20 protein-coding genes are annotated in these 20,567 nt (G+C 69.2%); 6 read left to right on the plus strand and 14 right to left on the minus strand.

All coding sequences use genetic code 11. The features are described from left to right. Nucleotides 1–1,117 (minus strand): polyhydroxyalkanoate depolymerase (gene phaZ, locus ABDV68_RS10965; RefSeq protein ID WP_343519964.1); only part of this gene is annotated, 1,117 nt, incomplete at its 3' end. A 151-nt stretch (nucleotides 1,118–1,268) separates the two neighbouring features. Between phaZ and ABDV68_RS10970 the strand changes: the two genes are divergently transcribed. Beyond that, the gene (locus ABDV68_RS10970; RefSeq protein ID WP_343519965.1) at nucleotides 1,269–3,056 is read left to right on the plus strand and encodes an ABC transporter transmembrane domain-containing protein; all 1,788 of its coding nucleotides are present in this window, start codon (nucleotides 1,269–1,271) and stop codon (nucleotides 3,054–3,056) included. Here ABDV68_RS10970 and ABDV68_RS10975 read toward each other — a convergent pair. Continuing rightward, a complete protein-coding gene (locus ABDV68_RS10975) occupies nucleotides 3,053–3,358 on the minus strand; it encodes a hypothetical protein (protein WP_343519966.1) in 306 nt (101 codons plus the stop codon). The two genes, ABDV68_RS10970 and ABDV68_RS10975, sit on opposite strands and share 4 nt — an antisense overlap. Nucleotides 3,359–3,528: 170 nt before the next feature. On the opposite strand from ABDV68_RS10975, the gene ABDV68_RS10980 reads away from it, so the two are divergent. Next, nucleotides 3,529–4,080: an alpha-ketoglutarate-dependent dioxygenase AlkB gene (locus ABDV68_RS10980; RefSeq protein ID WP_343519967.1), complete on the plus strand. Its 552-nt coding sequence runs from the start codon at nucleotides 3,529–3,531 to the stop codon at nucleotides 4,078–4,080. A 50-nt stretch (nucleotides 4,081–4,130) separates the two neighbouring features. On the opposite strand, the gene xth is transcribed toward ABDV68_RS10980, so the two are convergent. Beyond that, nucleotides 4,131–4,937, minus strand: a complete 807-nt coding sequence (xth, locus tag ABDV68_RS10985) for an exodeoxyribonuclease III (RefSeq protein WP_343519968.1) — start codon at nucleotides 4,935–4,937, stop codon at nucleotides 4,131–4,133. Between the two features lie 152 nt (nucleotides 4,938–5,089). Here xth and ABDV68_RS10990 point away from each other — a divergent pair, with 152 nt between their 5' ends. Together ABDV68_RS10990 and ABDV68_RS10995 are read left to right on the plus strand one after the other, a co-directional pair. Then, nucleotides 5,090–5,761, plus strand: coding sequence for an HPP family protein (locus ABDV68_RS10990; protein WP_343519969.1), 672 nt, complete (start codon nucleotides 5,090–5,092; stop codon nucleotides 5,759–5,761). A gap of 85 nt (nucleotides 5,762–5,846) precedes the next feature. Continuing rightward, the gene (locus tag ABDV68_RS10995) at nucleotides 5,847–7,013 is read left to right on the plus strand and encodes a saccharopine dehydrogenase NADP-binding domain-containing protein (protein WP_343519971.1); all 1,167 of its coding nucleotides are present in this window, start codon (nucleotides 5,847–5,849) and stop codon (nucleotides 7,011–7,013) included. A 48-nt stretch (nucleotides 7,014–7,061) separates the two neighbouring features. Here the strand turns inward: ABDV68_RS10995 and ABDV68_RS11000 are convergent, their stop codons facing one another. Both ABDV68_RS11000 and rnr read right to left on the minus strand, forming a co-directional pair. Further along, nucleotides 7,062–7,370 carry a hypothetical protein gene (locus tag ABDV68_RS11000; protein WP_343519972.1) on the minus strand — a complete coding sequence of 103 codons (309 nt, stop codon included), beginning with the start codon at nucleotides 7,368–7,370 and terminating at the stop codon, nucleotides 7,062–7,064. Continuing rightward, complete coding sequence (gene rnr, locus ABDV68_RS11005) at nucleotides 7,370–9,682, minus strand: ribonuclease R (RefSeq protein ID WP_343519973.1); 2,313 nt, start codon at nucleotides 9,680–9,682, stop codon at nucleotides 7,370–7,372. Before rnr ends, ABDV68_RS11000 begins: the two co-directional genes overlap by 1 nt. Before the next feature lie 208 nt (nucleotides 9,683–9,890). Here rnr and glpD point away from each other — a divergent pair, with 208 nt between their 5' ends. Further along, nucleotides 9,891–11,336, plus strand: a complete 1,446-nt coding sequence (gene glpD / locus ABDV68_RS11010) for a glycerol-3-phosphate dehydrogenase (protein ID WP_343519975.1) — start codon at nucleotides 9,891–9,893, stop codon at nucleotides 11,334–11,336. Here glpD and ABDV68_RS11015 read toward each other — a convergent pair. From ABDV68_RS11015 to ABDV68_RS11025, 3 genes are read right to left on the minus strand one after another with little or no spacing between them, the layout of a single operon-like run. Then, a complete protein-coding gene (locus tag ABDV68_RS11015; RefSeq protein ID WP_343519976.1) occupies nucleotides 11,327–11,812 on the minus strand; it encodes a DUF6644 family protein in 486 nt (161 codons plus the stop codon). The genes glpD and ABDV68_RS11015 overlap by 10 nt on opposite strands. Nucleotides 11,813–11,821: 9 nt before the next feature. Then, nucleotides 11,822–12,169, minus strand: coding sequence for a DUF6152 family protein (locus ABDV68_RS11020; protein ID WP_343519977.1), 348 nt, complete (start codon nucleotides 12,167–12,169; stop codon nucleotides 11,822–11,824). A 57-nt stretch (nucleotides 12,170–12,226) separates the two neighbouring features. Further along, nucleotides 12,227–13,762 (minus strand): aminoacyl--tRNA ligase-related protein, encoded by a 1,536-nt coding sequence (locus ABDV68_RS11025; protein ID WP_343519978.1) that lies wholly within the window; start codon nucleotides 13,760–13,762, stop codon nucleotides 12,227–12,229. A gap of 240 nt (nucleotides 13,763–14,002) precedes the next feature. Between ABDV68_RS11025 and ABDV68_RS11030 the strand changes: the two genes are divergently transcribed. After that, nucleotides 14,003–14,932 carry a DMT family transporter gene (locus ABDV68_RS11030; RefSeq protein WP_343519980.1) on the plus strand — a complete coding sequence of 310 codons (930 nt, stop codon included), beginning with the start codon at nucleotides 14,003–14,005 and terminating at the stop codon, nucleotides 14,930–14,932. Here ABDV68_RS11030 and ABDV68_RS11035 read toward each other — a convergent pair. The 6 genes from ABDV68_RS11035 to ABDV68_RS11060 all read right to left on the minus strand — a co-directional run. Further along, entirely contained in the window at nucleotides 14,910–15,539 is a 630-nt protein-coding gene (locus tag ABDV68_RS11035; protein ID WP_343519981.1) for a DUF938 domain-containing protein, read from the minus strand. The two genes, ABDV68_RS11030 and ABDV68_RS11035, sit on opposite strands and share 23 nt — an antisense overlap. Nucleotides 15,540–15,541: 2 nt before the next feature. Further along, the gene (locus tag ABDV68_RS11040; protein ID WP_343519982.1) at nucleotides 15,542–16,654 is read right to left on the minus strand and encodes a serine hydrolase domain-containing protein; all 1,113 of its coding nucleotides are present in this window, start codon (nucleotides 16,652–16,654) and stop codon (nucleotides 15,542–15,544) included. Between the two features lie 210 nt (nucleotides 16,655–16,864). Beyond that, nucleotides 16,865–18,433: an aminomethyl-transferring glycine dehydrogenase subunit GcvPB gene (gcvPB, locus tag ABDV68_RS11045; RefSeq protein WP_343519983.1), complete on the minus strand. Its 1,569-nt coding sequence runs from the start codon at nucleotides 18,431–18,433 to the stop codon at nucleotides 16,865–16,867. Continuing rightward, nucleotides 18,430–19,788, minus strand: a complete 1,359-nt coding sequence (gcvPA, locus tag ABDV68_RS11050; protein ID WP_343519984.1) for an aminomethyl-transferring glycine dehydrogenase subunit GcvPA — start codon at nucleotides 19,786–19,788, stop codon at nucleotides 18,430–18,432. The genes gcvPB and gcvPA overlap by 4 nt, the downstream gene beginning before the upstream one ends. A gap of 118 nt (nucleotides 19,789–19,906) precedes the next feature. Next, the gene (gcvH, locus tag ABDV68_RS11055; RefSeq protein ID WP_343519986.1) at nucleotides 19,907–20,278 is read right to left on the minus strand and encodes a glycine cleavage system protein GcvH; all 372 of its coding nucleotides are present in this window, start codon (nucleotides 20,276–20,278) and stop codon (nucleotides 19,907–19,909) included. Then, nucleotides 20,275–20,567: glycine cleavage T C-terminal barrel domain-containing protein (locus ABDV68_RS11060; RefSeq protein WP_343519987.1), on the minus strand; the 293-nt coding region annotated here is incomplete at its 5' end. The genes gcvH and ABDV68_RS11060, both read right to left, overlap by 4 nt.

The raw sequence follows: 20,567 nt of genomic DNA on the forward strand, positions 1-20,567 counted from the left end.
TCTTCGCCGGCAGCTTGGTCGCGATCGTCAGCGCCGCCTTGGTCTGGCCAAGGCCCGAAATATCGTCGCGCTCGCCCTCGATCGCGAGCAGCGCGGTGTCGGTGATCGCCGCCGGATCGACCGTCCGCCCGCGATGCGTCATCTCGCCCTTGGGCAGCGCATGCGCCTGGAACACGACGTCGATCGTCTGGAGGTAGAATTCGGCGGTCATGTCGCACACCGCGCGATACTCGTCATAGAAGCGCATCGTCGATTCCGCGCTCTCGTCGTCGCCCTTGACCAGATGCTTGAACATCTCCCAGTGCGAGATCATGTGGTTGCCGAGGTTCATCGTCATGAACCCGGCGAGCTGCAGGAAGCCCGGATAGACTCGCCGCCCGGCGCCCGGATAGGTCGCCGGCACCGTCGCGATCACGTTCTGCGCGAACCAGGCGTGCGGCCGCTCGGTCGCCAGCGTGTTGACCGCGGTCGGCGCCTCGCGCGTGTCGATCGGGCCGCCCATCAGCGTCAGCGTCCTGGGGCGATTGGGATGCTTGTCCGCGTTCATCAGCGCGACCGCGGCATAGACCGGCACCGAGGGCTGGCACACCGCGAGCACGTGCGGCCGCTTGTCGCCTTCCGCCCCGATCGCCTCGATGAACTCGATCACGTAATCGACATAGTCGTCGAGATCGAAGCGCCCGTCGGCGAGCGGCACCTGCCGCGCGTCGCGCCAGTCGGTGATGTAGACGTCGGCGGTCGGCAGCATCCGCTCGACCGTGCCGCGCAGCAGCGTGGCATAATGGCCGCTCATCGGCGCGACGATCAGCAGCTTGGGGCCGCCCGCCACGCCTTCGCGGACGAATCGCTTGAGCTGCCCGAACGGCTTGCGCAGCACGATCTCCTCGCGAACCGCGACCTGCTTGCCGTCCACCGTGGTCGATTCGAGCCCGAACGCCGGCTTGCCGCGCGGCGCCGCGGCGTGCGCGAACACTTCCAGCGCCGACGCCAGGATCGGCCCGCCGCCGAAATAAGCGAAGGGATTTGCCGGATTATTCAGCAGGCCCGCGCTGAAATTGGCCAGCGCGCTCGCGCCGGCCAGCATCGAGCGCTGCATCTCATAAGCATCGTACAACATCGGTCGTTACTGTCCCCGCCCCACGCGAACCGTCTGACAACGGTGGCAGCGGGTTATAGCGGCCGGGTGCTGCGGTGCAATGTTCATCCATACCCAATGTTCGAGGTGGGAATGATGTTCCCTTGCGCGGCGCTTCCCGCTAGGCGGCGCCATGGCCGAGCCCGAAACGAAGCCCGCGAGTCCCGCCGCGCCCCGCAAGCTGTCCAGCCTCCGCATCGTGTGGCGCTATACCAGCCGCTACCCGCTCCAGCTCGGCCTGGCGGTCGTCGCGCTGCTGCTCGCCGCGGGCGCCACCCTGTGGATCCCGCGCACCTTCAAGGAAGTGGTCGACAAGGGCTTCGCGCAGGGCGCCGATCCGTCGCAGATCGGCGCCTATTTCCAGGGCCTGCTGCTGGTCGTCGTGGTGCTCGCCTTCGCCACCGCGATGCGCTTCTACTTCGTCTCCTGGCTCGGCGAGCGCACCGTCGCCGACATGCGCGCCGCGGTGCACCGCAACCTGCTGCGCCTGCCGCCCAAATGGTTCGAGGAGAACCGCCCGTCGGAGATCGCCAGCCGCCTCACCGCCGACACCGCGGTGGTCGAGCAGATCGTCGGCACCACCGTCTCGGTCGCGCTGCGCAACCTGCTGATCGCGATCGGCGGCACGATCTATCTCTTCGTCCTCGCGCCCAAGATCGCCGCCTACCTCATCATCGGCCTGCCGATCATCGTGCTGCCGATCATGTGGCTCGGAGGGCGCGTGCGCCGCTTCTCGCGCACCAGCCAGGACCGCGTCGCCGACATCGGCGCGATCGCCTCGGAGACGCTCGGCGCGATGCGCATCGTCCAGGCCTTCGGACAGGAGCGGCGCGAGGGCGAGCGCTTCCAGACCGCGGTCGACGCCGGCTTCGCGACGGCGCGCAAGCGCTTCGCCACCCGCGCGCTGATGACCGCGCTCGTCATCTTCGCGCTGTTCACCGCCATCACGCTGATCATGTGGGACGCCGTCTATGGCGTCGCGGAGGGGCGCATTTCGGGCGGCTCGATCACCGCCTTCGTGATCACGGCGGGCCTCGTCACCGGCGCGTTCGGCGCGCTGACCGAAGTCTATGGCGACTTGCTGCGCGCGTCGGGCGCTGCCAGCCGCCTCGCCGAGCTGCTCGCGCAGGAGCCCGACATCGCCGCGCCCGCCGATCCCATCCCGCTCCCCGTCCCGCCGCAAGGCGCGATCGAGTTCGACAACGTCACCTTCCGCTATCCCACCCGCCCCGAGATCTCGGCGCTGCAGGACTTCACCCTGTCGGTTGCCCCGGGCGAGACGATCGCGGTGGTCGGCCCCTCGGGCGCTGGCAAGTCGACGCTGTTCCAGCTGGTCCAGCGCTTCTACGATCCCGATGCCGGCGAGGTGCGCGTCGACGGCGTCCCCGTCCGCCGGGCCGATCCGGGCGAGGTTCGCGCGCGCATGGCGATGGTGCCGCAGGAGACGGTGATCTTCGCCGCCACCGCGCGCGACAATCTCCGCTACGGCGCCTGGGACGCGAGCGAGGAGGCGATCTGGCAGGCGGCCGAGGCCGCCAACGCCGCCGAATTCCTGCGCGAGCTGCCCGAGGGTCTCGACACCTTCCTCGGCGAGGACGGCGCGCGCCTCTCGGGTGGCCAGCGCCAGCGCATCGCCATCGCCCGCGCGCTGCTGCGCGACGCCCCGATCCTGCTGCTCGACGAGGCGACCAGCGCGCTCGACGCGGAGAGCGAGCGCCTCGTCCAGGACGCGCTCGAGCGTCTCATGCAGGGCCGCACCACGCTCGTCATTGCCCACCGCCTCGCCACCGTCCGCGCCGCCAAGCGCATCATCGTGATGGACGAGGGCCGCATCGTCGAGAGCGGCACGCATGCCGAGCTGGTCGCACATGGCGGCCTCTACGCCCGCCTCGCCAGCCTGCAGTTCAGCGAGACCGCCTAACCCTGGTAGAGCATGTAGGCGAGGCAGGCGAGGACGACCGCCAGCGCGATCGCGACATAGGTCTTGGGATTGCGCCGGCGCGGCGCGCGCCCCATGCGGTCGAGGTCGAACCAGTAATAGGCCGGCTGCGCCTCGCGGATCACGCCCGAGGCGCGCAGCCGCTCGAACGCCTTGCGCTCGACGGGGCTCGCCGGGGCGTATTCGATCGCATCGCGCGGGGTGACCGCCTGATGATCGGCAAAGTGCCGCTGGACCCGGTATTGCGCCAGATCCGACGATCCGGCGCCGTTCGAAATGTGCATGTTCCCCGCCATAGCGCCGCCGATAGTCGGAGCCTGCCCCTCCGGTTTCAAGAGCGCGCAGACATCGTCACCCCGGGCTTGACCCGGGCCGGCTTCTTCTTGCCCCAGGCAGCTGGACTCTGGTTCGAGGCCGGGATGACGAAGTAGGGAGCGGCGCCTACATACCGAACATGTCCGATCTGTTCGGCACCTCGATCCTCCCCGGCCTCGCCCTGCGCGAAGCCATCGTCGACCCGGCCGAGGAAGCGGACCTCATCGCCCGCATCGACGCGACGGGCCTCGAGCCCTTCCGCTTCCAGGGCTGGCTCGGCAAGCGCCTGACGCGGTCGTTCGGCTGGACCTATGATTTCGACCGCGGCAGCTTCGCCCCGTCCGAGCCGTTTCCCGCCTGGCTCGAACCGCTGCGCCGGCGCGCGGCGTCCTTCGCCGGGATCGACTCCGATGCGCTCGTCCAGGCGCTGCTGATCCGCTACGATCCGGGCGCCGGGATCGGCTGGCACCGGGACCGGCCGGTGTTCGAGCATGTCGTCGGCATCTCGCTCGGCAACGAGGCGGTGATGCGCTTCCGCCGCCGCGCCGGCAGTCGGTTCGAGCGCCGCCAGCTCCCGCTCGCGCCGCGCTCGATCTATCACCTCTCGGGCGAGGCGCGGAACGAATGGGAGCACAGCATCGCGCCGATGGACGTGCCGCGCTGGTCGATCACCTTCCGCAGCCTGCGCTAGTCCGGACACAATCCTCCCCCGCCAGGGGGAGGATTGGGCGACGCCACAGCCTATGCCTTGGCCCCTCGTCCCGTGCGCTTCGGCTTGTCCGCCAGTTCGATCCACACCGGCGCATGGTCGCTGGTCTTCTCCCAGCCCCGCACATGGCTGTCGACCTGCGCGTCGACCAGCCGCTTCGCCAGCGGCTTGCTCAGCAGCAGATGATCGATTCGCAGCCCGGCATCGCGCGCATAGGCGTTCCGGAAATAGTCCCAGAAGGTGTAGATCGTCTCGCCCGGATGCAGGCTGCGCAGCGCGTCGGTCCAGCCCTGGTCGAGCAGCCGGAAATAGGCCGCCTTGACCTCCGGCGCGAACAGCGCGTCGTCGAGCCAGCGCTCCGGCTTGTAGACGTCGAGGTCGGTCGGCATCACGTTGAAGTCGCCCGCCAGCATCACCGGCGCGCCCGATGCGAGCAGCTCGCCAGCGTGCGCGATCAGCCGCTCGAACCACCGCAGCTTGTAGTCGAACTTGGGTCCCGGCCGCGGATTGCCGTTGGGGAGGTACAGCCCGCCGATCAGGATGCCGTTCACCGCCGCCTCGATATAGCGGCTGTGGCTGTCGTCCGGGTCGCCGGGCAGCCCGCGCCGCGTCTCGTGGAGCTCGCCCGCCCGGCTCAGGATCGCGACGCCGTTCCAGCTCTTCTGCCCGTGCCAGATCGCGTCATAGCCGAGGTCGCGGATCGCCGCCTCGGGGAATTTCTCGTCCGGCGCCTTGAGCTCCTGCAGGCACACGATGTCGGGCTGCGCCTCGGCGAGCCAGCGCAACAGCACCGGCAGCCGGCCGTTGACCCCGTTCACATTGTAGGTGGCGATCTTCATGCCCGCGACAAGCGAGCGAGCGGCGCTGCGGTTCCGCGTATCCGGCAAGCCACTGATGACTCAGCTTTGCCCCGCCCAAGAATCGCCATTCCCTCGCGGCGCGCAACGCGGCTAGAGCGGCCGCCCGGCCTTACTTCCAGCAATCGACGGACATGCGCTTCTTCAAACCCCTCCTCGCCGGTGCGCGGTTCGCCGATCGTCTCGTCGCCTGTTTCGGCGCGACCATCTGCCTCGCGCTCACCATGTTCGTCTGCGCGCAACTCGAGCTCAGCGCCGCCGACCTGCCGCTGATCGTCGCGCCGATGGGCGCCTCCGCGGTCCTGATCTTCGCCGTTCCCGCGAGCCCGCTCGCTCAGCCCTGGCCGGTGGTCGGCGGCAACACCATCTCCGCGCTGGCCGGCGTCGCGGTGTTCCAGCACGTCCGCGATCCGATGCTTGCCGCGGGCCTTGCCGTGGGGCTCGCGATCCTGCTCATGTCGCTGTGCCGCTGCCTGCACCCGCCGGGCGGTGCCGCCGCGCTGACCGCGGTGATCGGCAGCCAGGGCATCCATGAGGCAGGCTATGCCTTCGCCTTCGCGCCGGTCGCGCTCAACTCGATCGCGCTCGTGTCGCTGGCGATGTTCTTCCACCGCATGTCCGGCCACAGCTATCCGCACGTCCCCGTGCCCGCCGGTCCCGCGGCCGAGGCCGCCGGCCTCCATCTCGAGGATATCGACAACGCCCTCGCCGAGCTGCCCGACAGCTTCGACATCAGCCGCGAGGATCTCGACGTGCTGCTGTCCAAGGCCGAAGCGCACGCCCTCGCCCGCCGCCGCCGGCGCTGACTCCGTTGCTATATCGGGTATGGATACCCACAGACAGCCGTGCCATAGCCTTTGCAAGCCAAGGTACGCCGCACGGGAGAGATGAATGGCACGCGAGCTCGATCTGATCGTCTATGGCGCCACCGGCTTCACCGGCCGCCTCGTCGCCGAGTATCTCGCCCAGCGCTATGGCGACGGCGGCGTCAACTGGGCGATGGCCGGCCGCTCGCTGACCAAGCTCGAGCAGGTGCGCGACGAGATCGGCGCACCGGCGGACACGCCGCTCCTCGCCGCCAATGCCGACGATCCCGCCGCATTGCGCGCGATGACCGCCCGGGCGCGCGTCGTCATCTCCACCGTCGGTCCCTACCAGCTCTACGGCAGCGACCTCGTCGCCGCCTGCGTCGAGACCGGCACCGCCTATGTCGATCTGTGCGGCGAGCCCAACTGGATGCACGACATGATCGCGCAGCACGACGCCGCGGCCAGGGCGAGCGGCGCGTGCATCGTCTTCTCCGGCGGCTTTGACTCGATCCCGTTCGACTTCGGCGTGTGGACCGTCCAGCAGGCGGCGATCGCGAAGTTCGGCCGCCCCGCGCCGCGCGTGAAGGGGCGCGTGCGCAAGATGCAGGGCACCTTCTCCGGTGGCACCTTCGCCAGCGGCAAGGCGACCGCCGCGGCGGCGGCGAAGAATCCGGCGGTGTTCAAGACGCTGCTCGACCCCTTCGCGCTGACCCCCGGCTTCACCGGCCCCGATCAGCCGAAAGGCATCATCCCCGAATATGACGAGGCGGTCGGCGGCTGGGTCGCGCCGTTCATGATGGCGGTGATCAACACGAAGAACATCCACCGCACCAACTTCCTCGCCGGCCACCCCTATGGCACCGACTTCCGCTACGACGAGATGCTGGTCGCGCCCGGCCTCGGCGACATCGGCAAGGCCGCGGCGGAGGCGATCGCCAGGATGAACCCGATGAGCTCGGACAAGGGCCCCGCCCCCGGCGAAGGCCCGTCGAAGGAAGAGCGCGAGGCCGGCTTCTACGAGATCGACTTCATCGCCGAGATGCCCTCGGGCGAGCGCCTCACCGCCACCGTCACCGGCGACCGCGACCCGGGCTATGGCTCGACCTGCAAGATCATCACCGAAACCGCGCTCTGCCTGCTGCGCGACGTCGAGCCAAAGGGCGGCATCTGGACCCCCGCCGCGCTGATGGCCGAACCGCTCCGCAAAAGGCTCGAAGCCAATGCCGGCCTGACGTTTAGCGTCGCCTAGCCTTCGCAATCCTCCCCTGCCAGGGGGAGGATTGAAGCGACCGATGCGCTAGCCCGCATAGAAGAAGGTCGCGACCACCGCGAGCAGCACCGCCACGGCGATCGCCACCGGCACCAGCTTGCGCCGCCGCAGCTCGACCGCCGCCTCATAGGCGCGCAGGTCGAGCCAGTAATAGGCATGCCCCTCCTTGCGGATCAGCCGCTCGGCGAGCAGCGCATCGAACGCCGCCTTGAGCTCCGCCGGCGGGGTGTAGAGGATCGTGTCGTACGGCGTCACCGCATGCTGCGCGCAGAAGTGATCCACCACCTTGCGGCGCGCGCGCGCCGCCAGCGTGATCGCAACCGACTCAACCGCCATCAGCGCTTGCGCCCCTGGTGCTTGATGTTCGCTGGCCGCCCGCGCCGCTTGAGCACCCGCGGCGGTCCCGGCTTGCGCGGCCGCGCGCCCTCGGTTCTCGGGCCCGAACCCGACCCCTTGCCGTCGGGCAGCTCGAAGCGCAACGCGCCCGACACCGGGTTCGCCTCGACCAGCTTGAGCTTGAGCCGCTGCCCCAGCGCGAATTCCGCGCCGGTCTCCTCGCCGACCAGCTTCTGCGCCGCCTCGTCATAGCGGAAATATTCCCGCCCGAGGTCGCGCGCCGGCACGAGACCGTCGCCGCCGACCCCGTCGACCGTGGCGAAGAAGCCGAAATTCTGCACCCCGGTGATCCGCGCCTTCATCACCTCGCCGACATGCGCGGAGAGGTACGCGGCGACATAACGGTCGATCGTCTCGCGCTCGGCCTCCATCGCGCGCCGCTCGAGCTGGCTGATGACCTCGCCGGTCTTCTCCATCTCGGGATCGGTCGGCAGCTCGCCGCCCGGCCCGAGCTTGAACGCCTCGGTCAGCGCGCGGTGCACCACCAGGTCGGCATAGCGCCGGATCGGCGAAGTGAAATGCGCGTAGCTGCCGAGGCCAAGCCCGAAATGCCCCGCATTCTGGGGTCCGTAATAAGCCTGGGTCTGCGTCCGCAGCACCTGGATCATCACTTCCTCGCGGAACTCGGCTTCGCTCACCCGCGCGATGACATGGTTGAAGGTGCTCGGCCGCACCACCTGCCCCAGCGCGAACTCGACGTCGAGCGTCTTCAGATATTCCTTGAGCGCGACCAGCTTCTCGCGGCTCGGCGGTTCGTGGACGCGGTACATCACCGGCGCCTTGCGGCCCTCCAGCGCCTTGGCCGCCGCGACGTTCGCCGCGATCATGTAATCCTCGATCAGCTTGTGCGCATCGAGCCGCTCGCGCGGCGCGACCGAGAGGATGCGCCCCTTCTCGTCGAGCACGATGCGCCGCTCGGGCAAGTCGAGATCGAGCGGCTCGCGCTTCTCGCGCGCCTTGTTGAGCGCGCGCCAACATGCCCAGAGCGGCCGCAGCGTCGAATCGACCAGGGCCGGATCGACCCCCGCCAGCTCCTCCGCCGGCATCGAACAGGGCGAGGAGGAAACCTCCACCTTCTCCCCCGCCGCGTCGATCGCGGCCTGCGCGTCCTCGTACGCGATGTTCGCCGCAAGCTTCACCACCGCCCGGCTGAACCGCCAGCTCTTGAGCTCGCCCTTCGCCGAAATCCGCAAATGGCACGCCAGCGCCGCGCGCTCGACGCCTTCCTTGAGCGAGCACACGTCCGCCGACAGCACTTCGGGCAGCATCGGCACCACCCGGTCGGGGAAGTACACGCTGTTGCCGCGCTTGCGCGCCTCGCGGTCGAGCAGCGATCCGGGGCGGACGTAGAAACTCACATCGGCGATCGCGACGATCGCCTTCCACCCGCCCTCGTTCCCGGGATCGTCGTCGGGTGCAGCCCACACCGCATCGTCATGATCGCGCGCATCGACCGGGTCGATCGCCACGATCGGAATGGCGCGCAGATCCTCGCGCCCCTTCCCAAGGTCCTGCTTCGCGACGCGCTCGGCCTCGCCCAGCAGCTCCTCCGAAAACACATTCGGGATGCCATGCTTGTGGATCGCGATCAGCGAGAAGCTGCGCGGCGCGAACGGATCGCCCAGGATCTCGCTCACCTTCGCGAAGATGCGCGGCCCCTTGCCGCTCTTCTCCGCCAGCACCAGGTCGCCCGGCTCGGCGCCGTTGCGCTCGGAAATGACGTAGCTGTTGCGCTCCTTCTTCTCCACGCCGTGGAGATAGAGCCGCCCGCCTTCTTCCTTGACGACGCCCAGCATCGTCTCCTCGCCCCTGGCGAGCTTCTTCATGGGGTGCGCGATCCAGCCCTTGCCGGCCTCCTCGGTGCGCGCGAGGATGCGGTCGCCGACGCCCAGCGCGCCGCTGCGGCTCCGCTCGCGCACGCGCAGCCGCGGCACGGGCACGCCCTCGGCCTCCCAGCGCTCGGGCACCGCCCACACGGTATCGCCATCGGCGTCGGTCACGCGCAGCACCGTCACCTTGGGCACGCCGCCCATCTTGTGGAACGCGCGGCCCGGGGCGCTGTCGATCAGCCCTTCGTCGGCCATGTCGCGCAGCAGCGCCTTGAGCGCGATCTTCTCCTGCCCGGAAAGCCCGAAGGCACGCGCGATCTCGCGCTTGCCCGCTGGCTGGTCTGCAGATGTGATGAAATCTAGAATCTGTTGCCGCGTCGGCATGCCGGGCGCGGGCTTCTTCGTTTTGTTCTGTTTTGCCATTGGCCCTGAATATAGGGGCGAGGAGGCAAATTCCCAACACTCCCCTTCTTCGTCATCCCCGCCCTTCGGCTGCCTGCAAGGCAGGCGCTCAGGGTAAACTTCGGCCAAAGGCCGAAGGCGGGGATCCATTCCGGCTGGCCTTTCGACAGAACCGCGACGGCAGCTGTAATGGATTCCCGCCTGCGCGGGAATGACGTAGGTCTGTTGGGTGACCTACGACCTCCTCATCGCCGGCGGCGGCATCAACGGCTGCGCGATCGCGCGCGAGGCGTCGCTGCTCGGGCTCAAGGCGCTGCTGGTCGAGCGCGACGATCTCGCCGCGCACACCTCCTCGGCGTCGAGCAAGCTCATCCATGGCGGCCTGCGCTATCTCGAAAGCTACGACTTCCGCCTCGTCCGCGAGGGGCTGCACGAACGCGAGCATCTCCTCGCCGCCGCTCCGCACCTCATCCGCCCGATGGCGTTCGTCCTGCCGCACGCGCACAGCGTCCGCCCATGGTGGATGGTCCGCGCCGGGCTCTGGCTCTACGACCTGCTCGCCGGCCGGACCAGGCTGGCGAAATCGCGCGGCCTCGCCGCGAACGACACCGCCTACACCGCGCCGCTCAAGGGCGCGCATCGCGGCTTCGTCTATACCGACGCCTTCGTCGACGATTCGCGCCTGACCCTCGCCAACGCGCAGGACGCCGAGCTGAACGGCGCCGAGATCGCCACCCGCACCGCGCTCACCGCCGCGCGCCGCGAGGGCGAAGGCTGGCACGCCACTTTATCCGACGGCCGCACCGTCGCCGCCCGCGCGCTGGTCAACGCCGCCGGGCCTTGGGTGCGCGAGCTGCTCGGCGACCTGGATATCGAGACCCGCTCGGGCATCCGCCTGGTCAAGGGCAGCCATATCGTCGTCCCCGCGCTGCACGACGGCGACCATGCCTATATCCTCCAGCAGCCCGACCGCCGCATCGTCTTCGCCATCCCGTGGCAAGGCCATACCGCGATCGGCACCACTGACGTGCCCGTCGAGAACCCCGGCGCCGCCGGCATCGACGAAGCCGAGACCGATTATCTCCTCGCCGCCGCCAACCGTTACTTCACCCGCCAGCTCACTCGCGCCGACATCGTGACCAGCTGGTCGGGCATCCGCGCGCTCTACGACGATGGCGAGGCGGCGGCGCAGGCGGTGACGCGCGACTATCACCTCGACCTCGACCTGTCGGGCCCGCCGCTGCTCTCGGTGTTCGGCGGCAAGATCACCACCGCTCGCGCCCTCGCCGAGGAAGCGATGAAGAAGCTCGCGCAGCCGCTCGGCTTCCCCTGGCGCACCATCACCCCCGCGCGCGTCCTGCCGGGCGGCATGATCGCCGATTTCGACAAGTTCCTCGCCGAGGTCCGCCAGCGCTGGCCCTTCCTCGGCGACGCGCGCTCGGCGCGCATGGCGCACGCTTACGGCACGCTGCTGCTCGACATGCTGGCGCAGGTGAAGGACGAGGCCGGCCTGGGCCGCGATCTCGGCGCCGGCCTCACCGAGATCGAGCTGCGCTGGATGCGCGACCGCGAATGGGCCCGCACCGCGCAGGACGTGCTCTGGCGCCGCAGCAAGCTCGGACTCGATCCCGCGGCCGACCCCGAAACCGTCACCGCCGCGCTGGCTCAGCCATAGGCGATCCACCGCCCCAGCGTCCCGATCGCCAGCCACAGCCCGATCGACGCCAGCGCCATCAGCCGCGCGCTCCCCGACACGCGGTGCCGCCACTCGCGAACCCGGTCGCCCCAGCGCCACCGGAACGCCACCGCATTGGCCAGCGCCACCGCGATCAGCGCCAGCTTGACGTGGAAGATGCCCGATCCCGCCAGCGACCGCCCGTCCGCCGCGAACAGCACGATCCCGCTCGGCAGCATGATCAGCAGCCCCAGGATCGCCACCGGCGTCAGCGCGCGCGACAGCGCCTCGATCGGCAGCCCGCGCCACAGTCCCGCGATGCGCAGGTCGACCACCCCGATCCCGCCCACCAGCATCACCAGCCCGAGCAGGTGGAAGCTGTTGGCCACCGGATAGACGATGCCCGATCCGCGCGCCCATGGCCCCACGCCGGCCGCGTCGAGCCACTGCGCCGCGGCGAGAAGCAGTCCCTCCAAGTCCGCGCCTCAGCGCAGCTCGACGGTCTTGCCGTTCACCGTGACTCGCTCGATCCGCATCTCGGCGGTGCCGTCGCGGCGGGCATAGCCGGTGAGTGCCACCTTCTTGCCCGGCGCGACCTCGGCCTGGGTCAGCCCGCGCGCTTCCATCCGCCCGGTCGGCGCGAGGATGATGTCCCAGCTCTTGCCCTTCCACCGCATCTTGGCGGTGCCGTGCGGGTTGCCCCAGTTGAGTTCGGTGAAGGTGCCGTTGAGCGTGATCGGCTTGGTCTCGTCATAGGACGACCAGCCATGATGCGCCGCGGCCGGCAGCGCGATGGCGACGGCCGCGGCGGCGAACAGCGTGAGCGAACGCATGTCGATATCTCCCGGTGAGGATGCCGGAGAATAGGCACGAACGCCCGCGCAGTTCAATCAATAGGCGCGCGCCACCAGGATGCGCTCGACCGCCGGCCGGCCGGTGAACACGCACGCCCCCTCCGCCGGCGCCGCGTCGAGCGGCACGTTGCGGAAGGTGAGCTTCAGGCCCTTGATCCGCTCGACCACCGCGTCGAGCTCGGCCCCGCTCGGCCTGGCCCATTGCACCTCGACCCAGCCCGGATATTTGTTCGGCGCCTCGAAATGGGCCTGCAGCGCCTCGAAGCTCTCCACGCCGCGCACGATGTTGGCGTCCATCCGCGCGCGCGCCTCGGTATGCAGTCCGGTCTGGATCTCCTCCAGCAGCCCCGCCGCCTGCGCCACGAAGTCGCCCTTCGCCACGATCGCGCTGTCGAGCTTGCCGTCCTCGCGATACAGCCGGTCGCGGCGGATCACCGAGACATTGCCACCCGCCATATCGCGCCCGCCGACCTCGATCACCACCGGCGCGCCCTTCTTGACCCAGCCCCAGCGCTTGGTCGCCGCCTTGGTCGCGCGCGTGTCGAGCAGCGCGCGCACCGGCTCGCCGAACGCGGACAGCTTCGCCAGCTCGGCCTTCAGGGCCTCGCAATAATCGAGCAGCGCCGCGTCCTCGTCATTGTCGCGCAGCATCGGCACGATCACCACCTGCCACGGCGCCAGCCGCGGCGGCACGCGCAGGCCGTCATCGTCGCCATGCGTCATGATCAGCCCGCCGATCATCCGCGTCGACATCCCCCAGCTGATCGTGTTGGCCAGCTCGAACTCGCCGCTCGCATTCTGGAAGCGGATGTTCTGGGCATGCGCGAAATTGGTGCCGAGGAAGTGGCTGGTGCCGGCCTGCAACGCCTTGCCGTCCTGCATCATCGCTTCGATCGAGTAGGTCGCGACGGCGCCGGGGAAGCGCTCATTCTCCGGCTTCTCGCCCGCGATCACGGGGATCGCCGCGACGTCCTCGGAAAAGGCGCGATACAGCTCGAGCGCCTTCAGCGTCTCCTCGCGCGCCTGCTCGGCGCTGGCATAGGCGGCATGGCCTTCCTGCCACAGGAACTCGGCGGTGCGCAGGAACATGCGCGTGCGCATCTCCCAGCGCACCACGTTGGCCCATTGGTTGACCTGCACCGGCAGGTCGCGCCACGACTGGATCCAGCGTGCGAAGGCGGTGCCGATCACCGTCTCCGACGTCGGCCGCACCACCAGCGGTTCCTCCAGCTTCGCCTCGGGGTCGGGGGTCAGCCCGCCCTTGCCGTCGCCGATCAGCCGGTGGTGCGTGACCACCGCCATCTCCTTGGCGAAGCCCTCGACATGCTCCGCTTCCTTCTCGAAATAGGACAGCGGGATGAACAGCGGGAAATAGGCGTTGTCGTAACCGCCGGCCTTGATGCGGTCGTCGAGCAGCCGCTGGATGCGCTCCCAGATGCCATAGCCCCACGGCCGCATCACCATGCAGCCGCGCACCCCCGATTCCTCGGCCATGTCGGCTTCCGAGATGACGGCCTGGTACCAGGCGGCGAAGTCCGCTTCGCGGGTGACGTTGAGCGCATGCTTGATCATGGGCGCGGCGGATAGCGCGTCGCGTGGCGCTCGTCACCCCGGTTCGCGGCGCAGGGCTTAGCTATCAATCCTCCCCCGCCAGGGGGAGGTGGCGCCGAAGGCGGCGGAGGGGGAGGACTCCTGCCGCTTGTTGGTCGCTGTCCGCCCCCTCCGTCAGGCTACGCCTGCCACCTCCCCCTGGCGGGGGAGGATTCCTACGAACCACTTTCGCTAGCCACCGATCCGGCCTAGGCGGTCCCCATGCCCGGTGATCGCATCATGCTCGGCCTCGGCCTGCGCCTGCTTGCGATCCTGATGCTCTCGTCGATGGGCGCGCTGATCAAGCTGGTCGAGACGCGCGGCGCGCATCTGGTCGAGATCATGCTGTTCCGCCAGTTCTTCGCGATTCCCTTCGTCCTCGCCTGGGTCGCGCTCGGGCCCGGCCTCGGCTCGCTGCGCACCAGGCATTTCGGGATGCACGTCACGCGGTCGGCGGTCGGCCTCACCGGCATGGTGTTCAACTTCGGCGCGGTGCTGCTGCTCCCGCTGGCCGAGGCGACCACCTTCGGCTTCACCGTTCCGATCTTCGCCACGATCCTCGGCGCGCTGGTGCTCAAGGAGCGGACCGGCTGGCACCGCTGGGGCGCGGTGCTCGCCGGTTTCGTCGGGGTGCTGATCGTGACTCAGCCGGGCAGCGGCCATATCCCGCTCGGCGGCGCGCTGGTCGGGCTCACCGCGGCGCTGTTCGTCGCGATCGTCGCGATCCAGCTGCGCCAGATGGGCCGTACCGAGAGTCCCGCCACCACCGTCTTCTGGTTCTCGACCCTCTCGGTCCCGCCGCTCGCGATCGGCTATCTCTTCGTCGCCGCGCCGCACGACTGGCAGACCTTCGCGCTGCTGATCGCGATCGGCCTGGTCGGAGGCGCGGCCCAGCTCGCGCTCACCGCCGCGCTGCGCGCCGCCCCGGTCTCGGTGGTGGTGCCGATGGACTATTCGAGCCTGATCTGGGCGACGCTCTACGGCTATCTGCTGTTCGGCGTGCTGCCGGGGCAATGGACCTGGGTCGGCGCGCCGATCATCATCGCCAGCGGCCTCTACATCGTGTGGCGCGAGCGGCGGCGCGGTCTCCCGCGCGCCTCGCCGGTCACCAGCGCGGACGAGCCCTCGGCTAGCGTCGATAGACCAGGATGAGATTGTTGGCGGGCATCTCGACCAGCCGCTCGAACCGCAACCCGCGCGCCGCCGCCGCCTCGCTCACCTCGGCCACATCGAGCAACCCCCAGCGCGGATCGCGCGCCTTGAGCGAGGCGTCGAACGCCGCGTTCGACGGCGCCGTCTCGACCTCCGCCCGGAGATAGGGCCCGTAGAGAATCAGCGGCCCGCCCGCCGGCAGCACCCGCACCGCGCCGTCGAGCAACCCCAGCGTCGCCTCCCACGGGCTGATATGCACCATGTTGACGCACAGCAGCGCATCGGCGCGTGCCACCGGCCAGTCCGCCGCCGAGGCGTCGATCGCCAGCGGCGGCGCGACGTTCCCCAGCCCCGCGCACCACGAAGCGATCGACGCCAACGCCGACGGCTCGGGATCGCTCGGCTGCCAGCGCAGCGCCGGAAAGCGTTCGGCGAAGAAGGCGCAATGCTCCCCGCTCCCGCTGGCGATCTCCAGCACCGCGCCCGTCGCCGGCAGTACCTCCGCCAGCACCGCCGCGATCGCCTCGCGGTTGCGCGCCGTCGCCGGTGCATGCTTGCGCACCGCACCGCTATCGTCGGCGGCGATCCAGGGAGTCGGGTCGGCCATCGTCAGTCCGCCGCGAACAGCTCGAGGAACTTGAGCGCCAGCGGGCTCTTCTCGACCTCGGCCACCTGGGTGCGATTGCCCCAGTGCAACCCGTCGGTATTGCCCAGCGCCACCAAAGTCAGCCCCTTGCCCGGCACCTTGAGCAGCAGCCCGGCATAGGCGTCGGGCCACCAGCCGCCGTGCCACACCAGCCGCTGTCCGCGCCAGCTCTGCGTCCACCAGCCATAGGCATAGCCCGCGGGCTTGCCGTCGGGATCGGTCGGCGGCGTCCACATCACCTCGCGCACCGCAGGGGAAAGGATCCGCCCCCGGTCGAGCGCCAGCGAATATTCCGCCAGGCTGCGCGCGCTGGCGATGATCCCGCTCGACGCGTTCATCTCGGGATTGGGCAAAGGCGTCGGCTCAAGGCCGTCCCACCCCTTCTTGCCGCTGGTGAAGGGCGGCGCGAGGTTGCGCAGCGCCGCGCCGCCCTTGGGATCGCGCCATCCCGCCGCGATGTCCTTCAACCCCGCCTTGTCGAGCACGTAGAGCCGCACCCAATGATCGAACGGCTTGCCCGTCTTCTCCTCGACCCAGTTCGCCAGCCGCCCGAACACCACCGGATTGTACATGAAGTTGCTGCCCGGCGTTCCCAGCACGCGCATCTGCAGCACCTGCCGCACGCTGATCTTCGCGGTACAGTCGAGCCTGGGCGGGACATAGCCGTCCTCCAGCTTCACCCCGCCGCCGAACATGTTGCCGCTTCTGGTCAGCCGCTCGCAGCGCTCCTTCCAGTCGGACAAGGTGGTGAAATCGTCGTCGAGATCGATCACCTTGTCGGCGTCCATCGCCAGCAAGGTCGCGGCGGTGAAGGTCTTGGTGATCGACGCCACCAGATAGCTGGTGTCCCCGGTCGTCCGCTCCTCGGCGTCATGGTCCTGCCAGCCGATCCCCTCGGCCGCGACGATCCTGCCGTCCTTGACGATCGCATAGGACAGGCTGAGCACCGCATTCTGCTTGCGGAACTCGGTGGCGTACGCCTTGAACTCGGCGAGCTTGGCCGCGTCGTCCGCCGGCTGCGCGTGCGACGGCGTGGCGAAGGCAAGCGCGGTCAGCGCGAGGATGCGACGAATCATAGGAGCCCTCCCTGCTTCGCGAGGAGGCTAGGACAGATCAAACCCCAAGGGCAGTGGGCCAGGAAGAATCCTCCCCCGCCAGGGGGAGGTGGCGCCGAAGGCGTCGGAGGGGGAGGACGGCGGCGTCCTCGCCATTGGCCTCCTCGCATCCACCCCCTCCGTCAGGCTGCGCCTGCCACCTCCCCCTGGCGGGGGAGGATTAGTACTGCCCTACTCCGCCGCCTCGGCCTGGCCCGGCTCGCGCCACACCAGCACCGGCTTGCGCGCGGCCTGGGTCTCGTCGAGCCGGCGGCGCGGGGCGAAGTGCGGCGCCGACTTGAGCGCGGCGTCGCCCGCCTTCGCCCGCTCGGCGACCGAGCGGAACGCGCCGATGAACTGGTCCAGCGCCGCCTTGCTCTCGGTCTCGGTCGGCTCGACCAGCATCGCGCCATGCACCACCAGCGGGAAATAGACCGTCATCGGGTGGAAGCCCTCGTCGATCAGCCCCTTGGCGATGTCGAGCGTCGAGAAGCCCTCGGGCAGGCCCTTGTCGCTGAAGATCGCCTCATGCATGCACGGCCCGCTCTTGGCGAAGGGCGCGTCGAGCACATTCTCCAGCGCTCGCAGCACATAATTGGCGTTGAGCACCGAATCCTCGGACACCTGCTTCAGGCCGTCCGCGCCGTGGCTGAGGATATAGGTCAGCGCGCGCGTGAACATGCCCATCTGGCCGTGGAACGACACCATCCGGCCAAAGGTCGATGCATGATGCTCGCCCGCGGTCTCTTCCTCGATCAGCTCGAAGCGGTCGCCCTGCTTCTCGACGAAGGGCAGCGGCGCATAGGGTGCCAGCGCCGCCGACAGCACCACTGGCCCCGAACCCGGCCCGCCGCCGCCATGCGGGGTCGAGAAGGTCTTGTGCAGGTTGATGTGCATCGCGTCGATGCCGAGGTCGCCGGGGCGGACCCGGCCGACGATGGCGTTGAAGTTGGCGCCGTCGCAATAGACGTAGCCGCCCGCGGCGTGGACCGCGTCGCTGATCGCCTTCATGTCCGGCTCGAACAGGCCGCAGGTGTTGGGGTTGGTGATCATCACCCCCGCAACGTCCGGCCCCAGCCGCGCCTTGAGCGCCTCCAGGTCGACGCGCCCGGCCTCGGTCGCCGGGATATCCTCGACGGTGAAGCCCGCGAACGCCGCGGTCGCCGGGTTGGTGCCATGCGCGCTCTCGGGCACCAGCAGCACCTTGCGTGCCTGCTCGCCCTTGGCGTCGAGCGCCGCGCGGATCGCCAGCACGCCGCACAGCTCGCCATGCGCGCCTGCCTTGGGCGACATCGCGACCGAATGCATGCCGGTCAGCGTCGTCAGCCAGTGGGCGAGCTGGTGGATCACCTCGAACGCGCCCTGCACCGTGTCGACCGGCTGCAGCGGGTGGACGTCCGCGAACCCCGGAAGCCGCGCCATCCGCTCGTTGAGGCGCGGATTGTGCTTCATCGTGCAGCTGCCGAGCGGGAACAGGCCCAGGTCGATCGCATAATTCTGGCGGCTCAGGCGCGTATAATGGCGCACCGCCTCCGGCTCGGACAGGCCCGGCAGGCCGATATCCTTGTTGCGGGCAAGGCCGCCGATCCGCGACGCCGCCTTGGGCGCCTCGGCGAAGTCGACGCCGGTGGTGTCGAGTGAGCCGATCTCGAAGATCAACGCCTCGTCGAGCATCAGCGCGCGGTTGCCGGTAAAGGTCGCGCCGTCGCTGCGCTCGCCGGCGTTCATCTCGGGGCGCCAGCCGGACTGGTTGATGCTCATGCCAGCACCTCCTGAAGCGCGGCGGCAAGCGTCTCGACGTCCTCCGCGGTGGTGGTTTCGGTGACTGCGACGACCAGCCCATTGGCCAGCGCGTCCTCACCCGGATAGAGACGGCCGAGCGACACACCCGCAAGAATGCCCTTGTCGGCCAGCTCGCGAACGATCGGGCGCGCTTCCTTGCTCAGCTTCAACGTGAACTCGTTGAAGAAGGTTGGCGTCACCAGCTCGACCCCCGGCACCTTGGCCAGACGGTCCGCCGCGGCGCTCGCCCCGGCATGGTTGAGTGCGGCAAGCTGCCGCAGCCCCTTCTCGCCCAGCAGCGTCATGTGGATCGACCAGGCGAGCGCGCACAGCACCGAGCTGGTGCAGATGTTCGACGTCGCCTTCTCACGGCGGATATGCTGCTCGCGCGTCGACAGCGTCAGCACGAAACCGCGCTTGCCCTCGGCATCGACCGTCTCGCCGGTGAGGCGCCCCGGCATCTGGCGGACGTACTTCTCCTTGCACCCGAACAGGCCGACATAGGGCCCGCCGAACTGCAGCCCGACGCCGATCGACTGGCCTTCGCCGACGACGATGTCCGCACCCATCTCGCCCGGTGACTTGATCGCCCCCAGCGCCACCGGCTCGGTCACCACCGCGATCAGCAGCGCCTTCTTGGCCTGGCACGCGGCGGCGAGGTCGGACAGGTCCGAGATGCGGCCGAGGATGTCGGGATACTGGACGACGACGCACGAAGTGTCGTCGTCGATCATCCCGATCAGCTTGTCGGTGTCCGGCTCGGCGGTCAGCTCGGGCAGCGCGGTCACCAGCCGGTCGCCGGTATATTTCGCCATCGTGTTGGCGACCGACACGTAATGCGGGTGCAGCCCGCCCGACAGGATCGCCTTGGCGCGCTTGGTGATGCGCCGCGCCATGCCGATCGCCTCCCAGCACGCGGTCGAGCCGTCGTACATCGAAGCATTGGCGACGTCGGTCCCCAGCAGGCGCGCGACCTGGGTCTGGAACTCGAACATCACCTGCAGCGTGCCCTGCGCGATCTCGGGCTGGTAGGGCGTGTAGGCGGTGAGGAACTCGCCGCGCTGGATGATATGGTCGACGCTCGCCGGCACATGGTGGCGATACGCCCCGCAGCCGAGGAAGAAGGGCGCTTCCCCCGCCGACAGGTTCTTGCGGGCGAGCGCGGTCATGTGCCGCTCGACGGCCAGCTCGCTGGCATGCGGCGGCAGCCCGGCGATCGGGCCGCTCAGGCGCGCGCTCTCGGGCACATCGACGAACAGATCGTCGATCGCCGCCGCGCCGACCGCCGCGAGCATCGCCTGCCGGTCGTTGGGAGTCAGGGGAAGATAGCGCATGACGTTTCCTGAAAACGCCACCCCAGCGAAAGCTGGGGTCTCGACCGGCGGGCGCGAAGGTCGAAAGGTCGCGCCTGCCGCGGGAGATCCCGGCTTTCGCCGGGATGACGGTTGATTGTTAGAGCTTGCTCACGAAATCCGCGTACTTGGCCTCGTCCATCAGGCCGTCGAGCTCGCTGGTGTCGCTCAGCGTCATCTTGAAGAACCAGCCCTCGCCCTCGGGGTCCTCGTTGACCAGCGCGGGCTCCGACTCCAGCGCCGGATTGCCCTCGATCACCGTGCCGCTGACCGGCGCATAGACGTCGCTCGCCGCCTTGACGCTCTCGACCACCGCGGCGTCGTCGCCCTTGGCGACCTGGCGGCCTTCCTCGGGCACCTCGACGAACACGATGTCGCCGAGCTGGCCCTGCGCATAATCGGTGATGCCGACCGTCGCGACATCGCCGTCCAGCTCGATCCACTCATGGTCTTCGGTGAAGTAACGGCTCATTTCGCTGCTCCCTGACGAACGTAACGATGCGGGACGAAGGGCATCTGCACCACTTCGCCATGATGAACTTTGCCGCGCTGGCTTAGTGTCAACCGAGTGCCAACTTCCGCCATCGCGGTCGGGACATAGGCCATCGCGATCGGCTTCTGCACGCTCGGCGCGAAGCCGCCGCTGGTGACGCGGCCGACCTCGTTGCCCTCGTCGTCGAGCACCAGCGCGCCCTCGCGCACCGGCTGGCGTCCCTCGACGATCAGGCCGACGCGGCGCTGGATCGGGCCCTGCTCGCGCT

The sequence above is a fragment of the Sphingomonas sp. genome, assembly GCF_039595165.1.
Taxonomy (GTDB): Bacteria; Pseudomonadota; Alphaproteobacteria; order Sphingomonadales; family Sphingomonadaceae; genus Sphingomonas.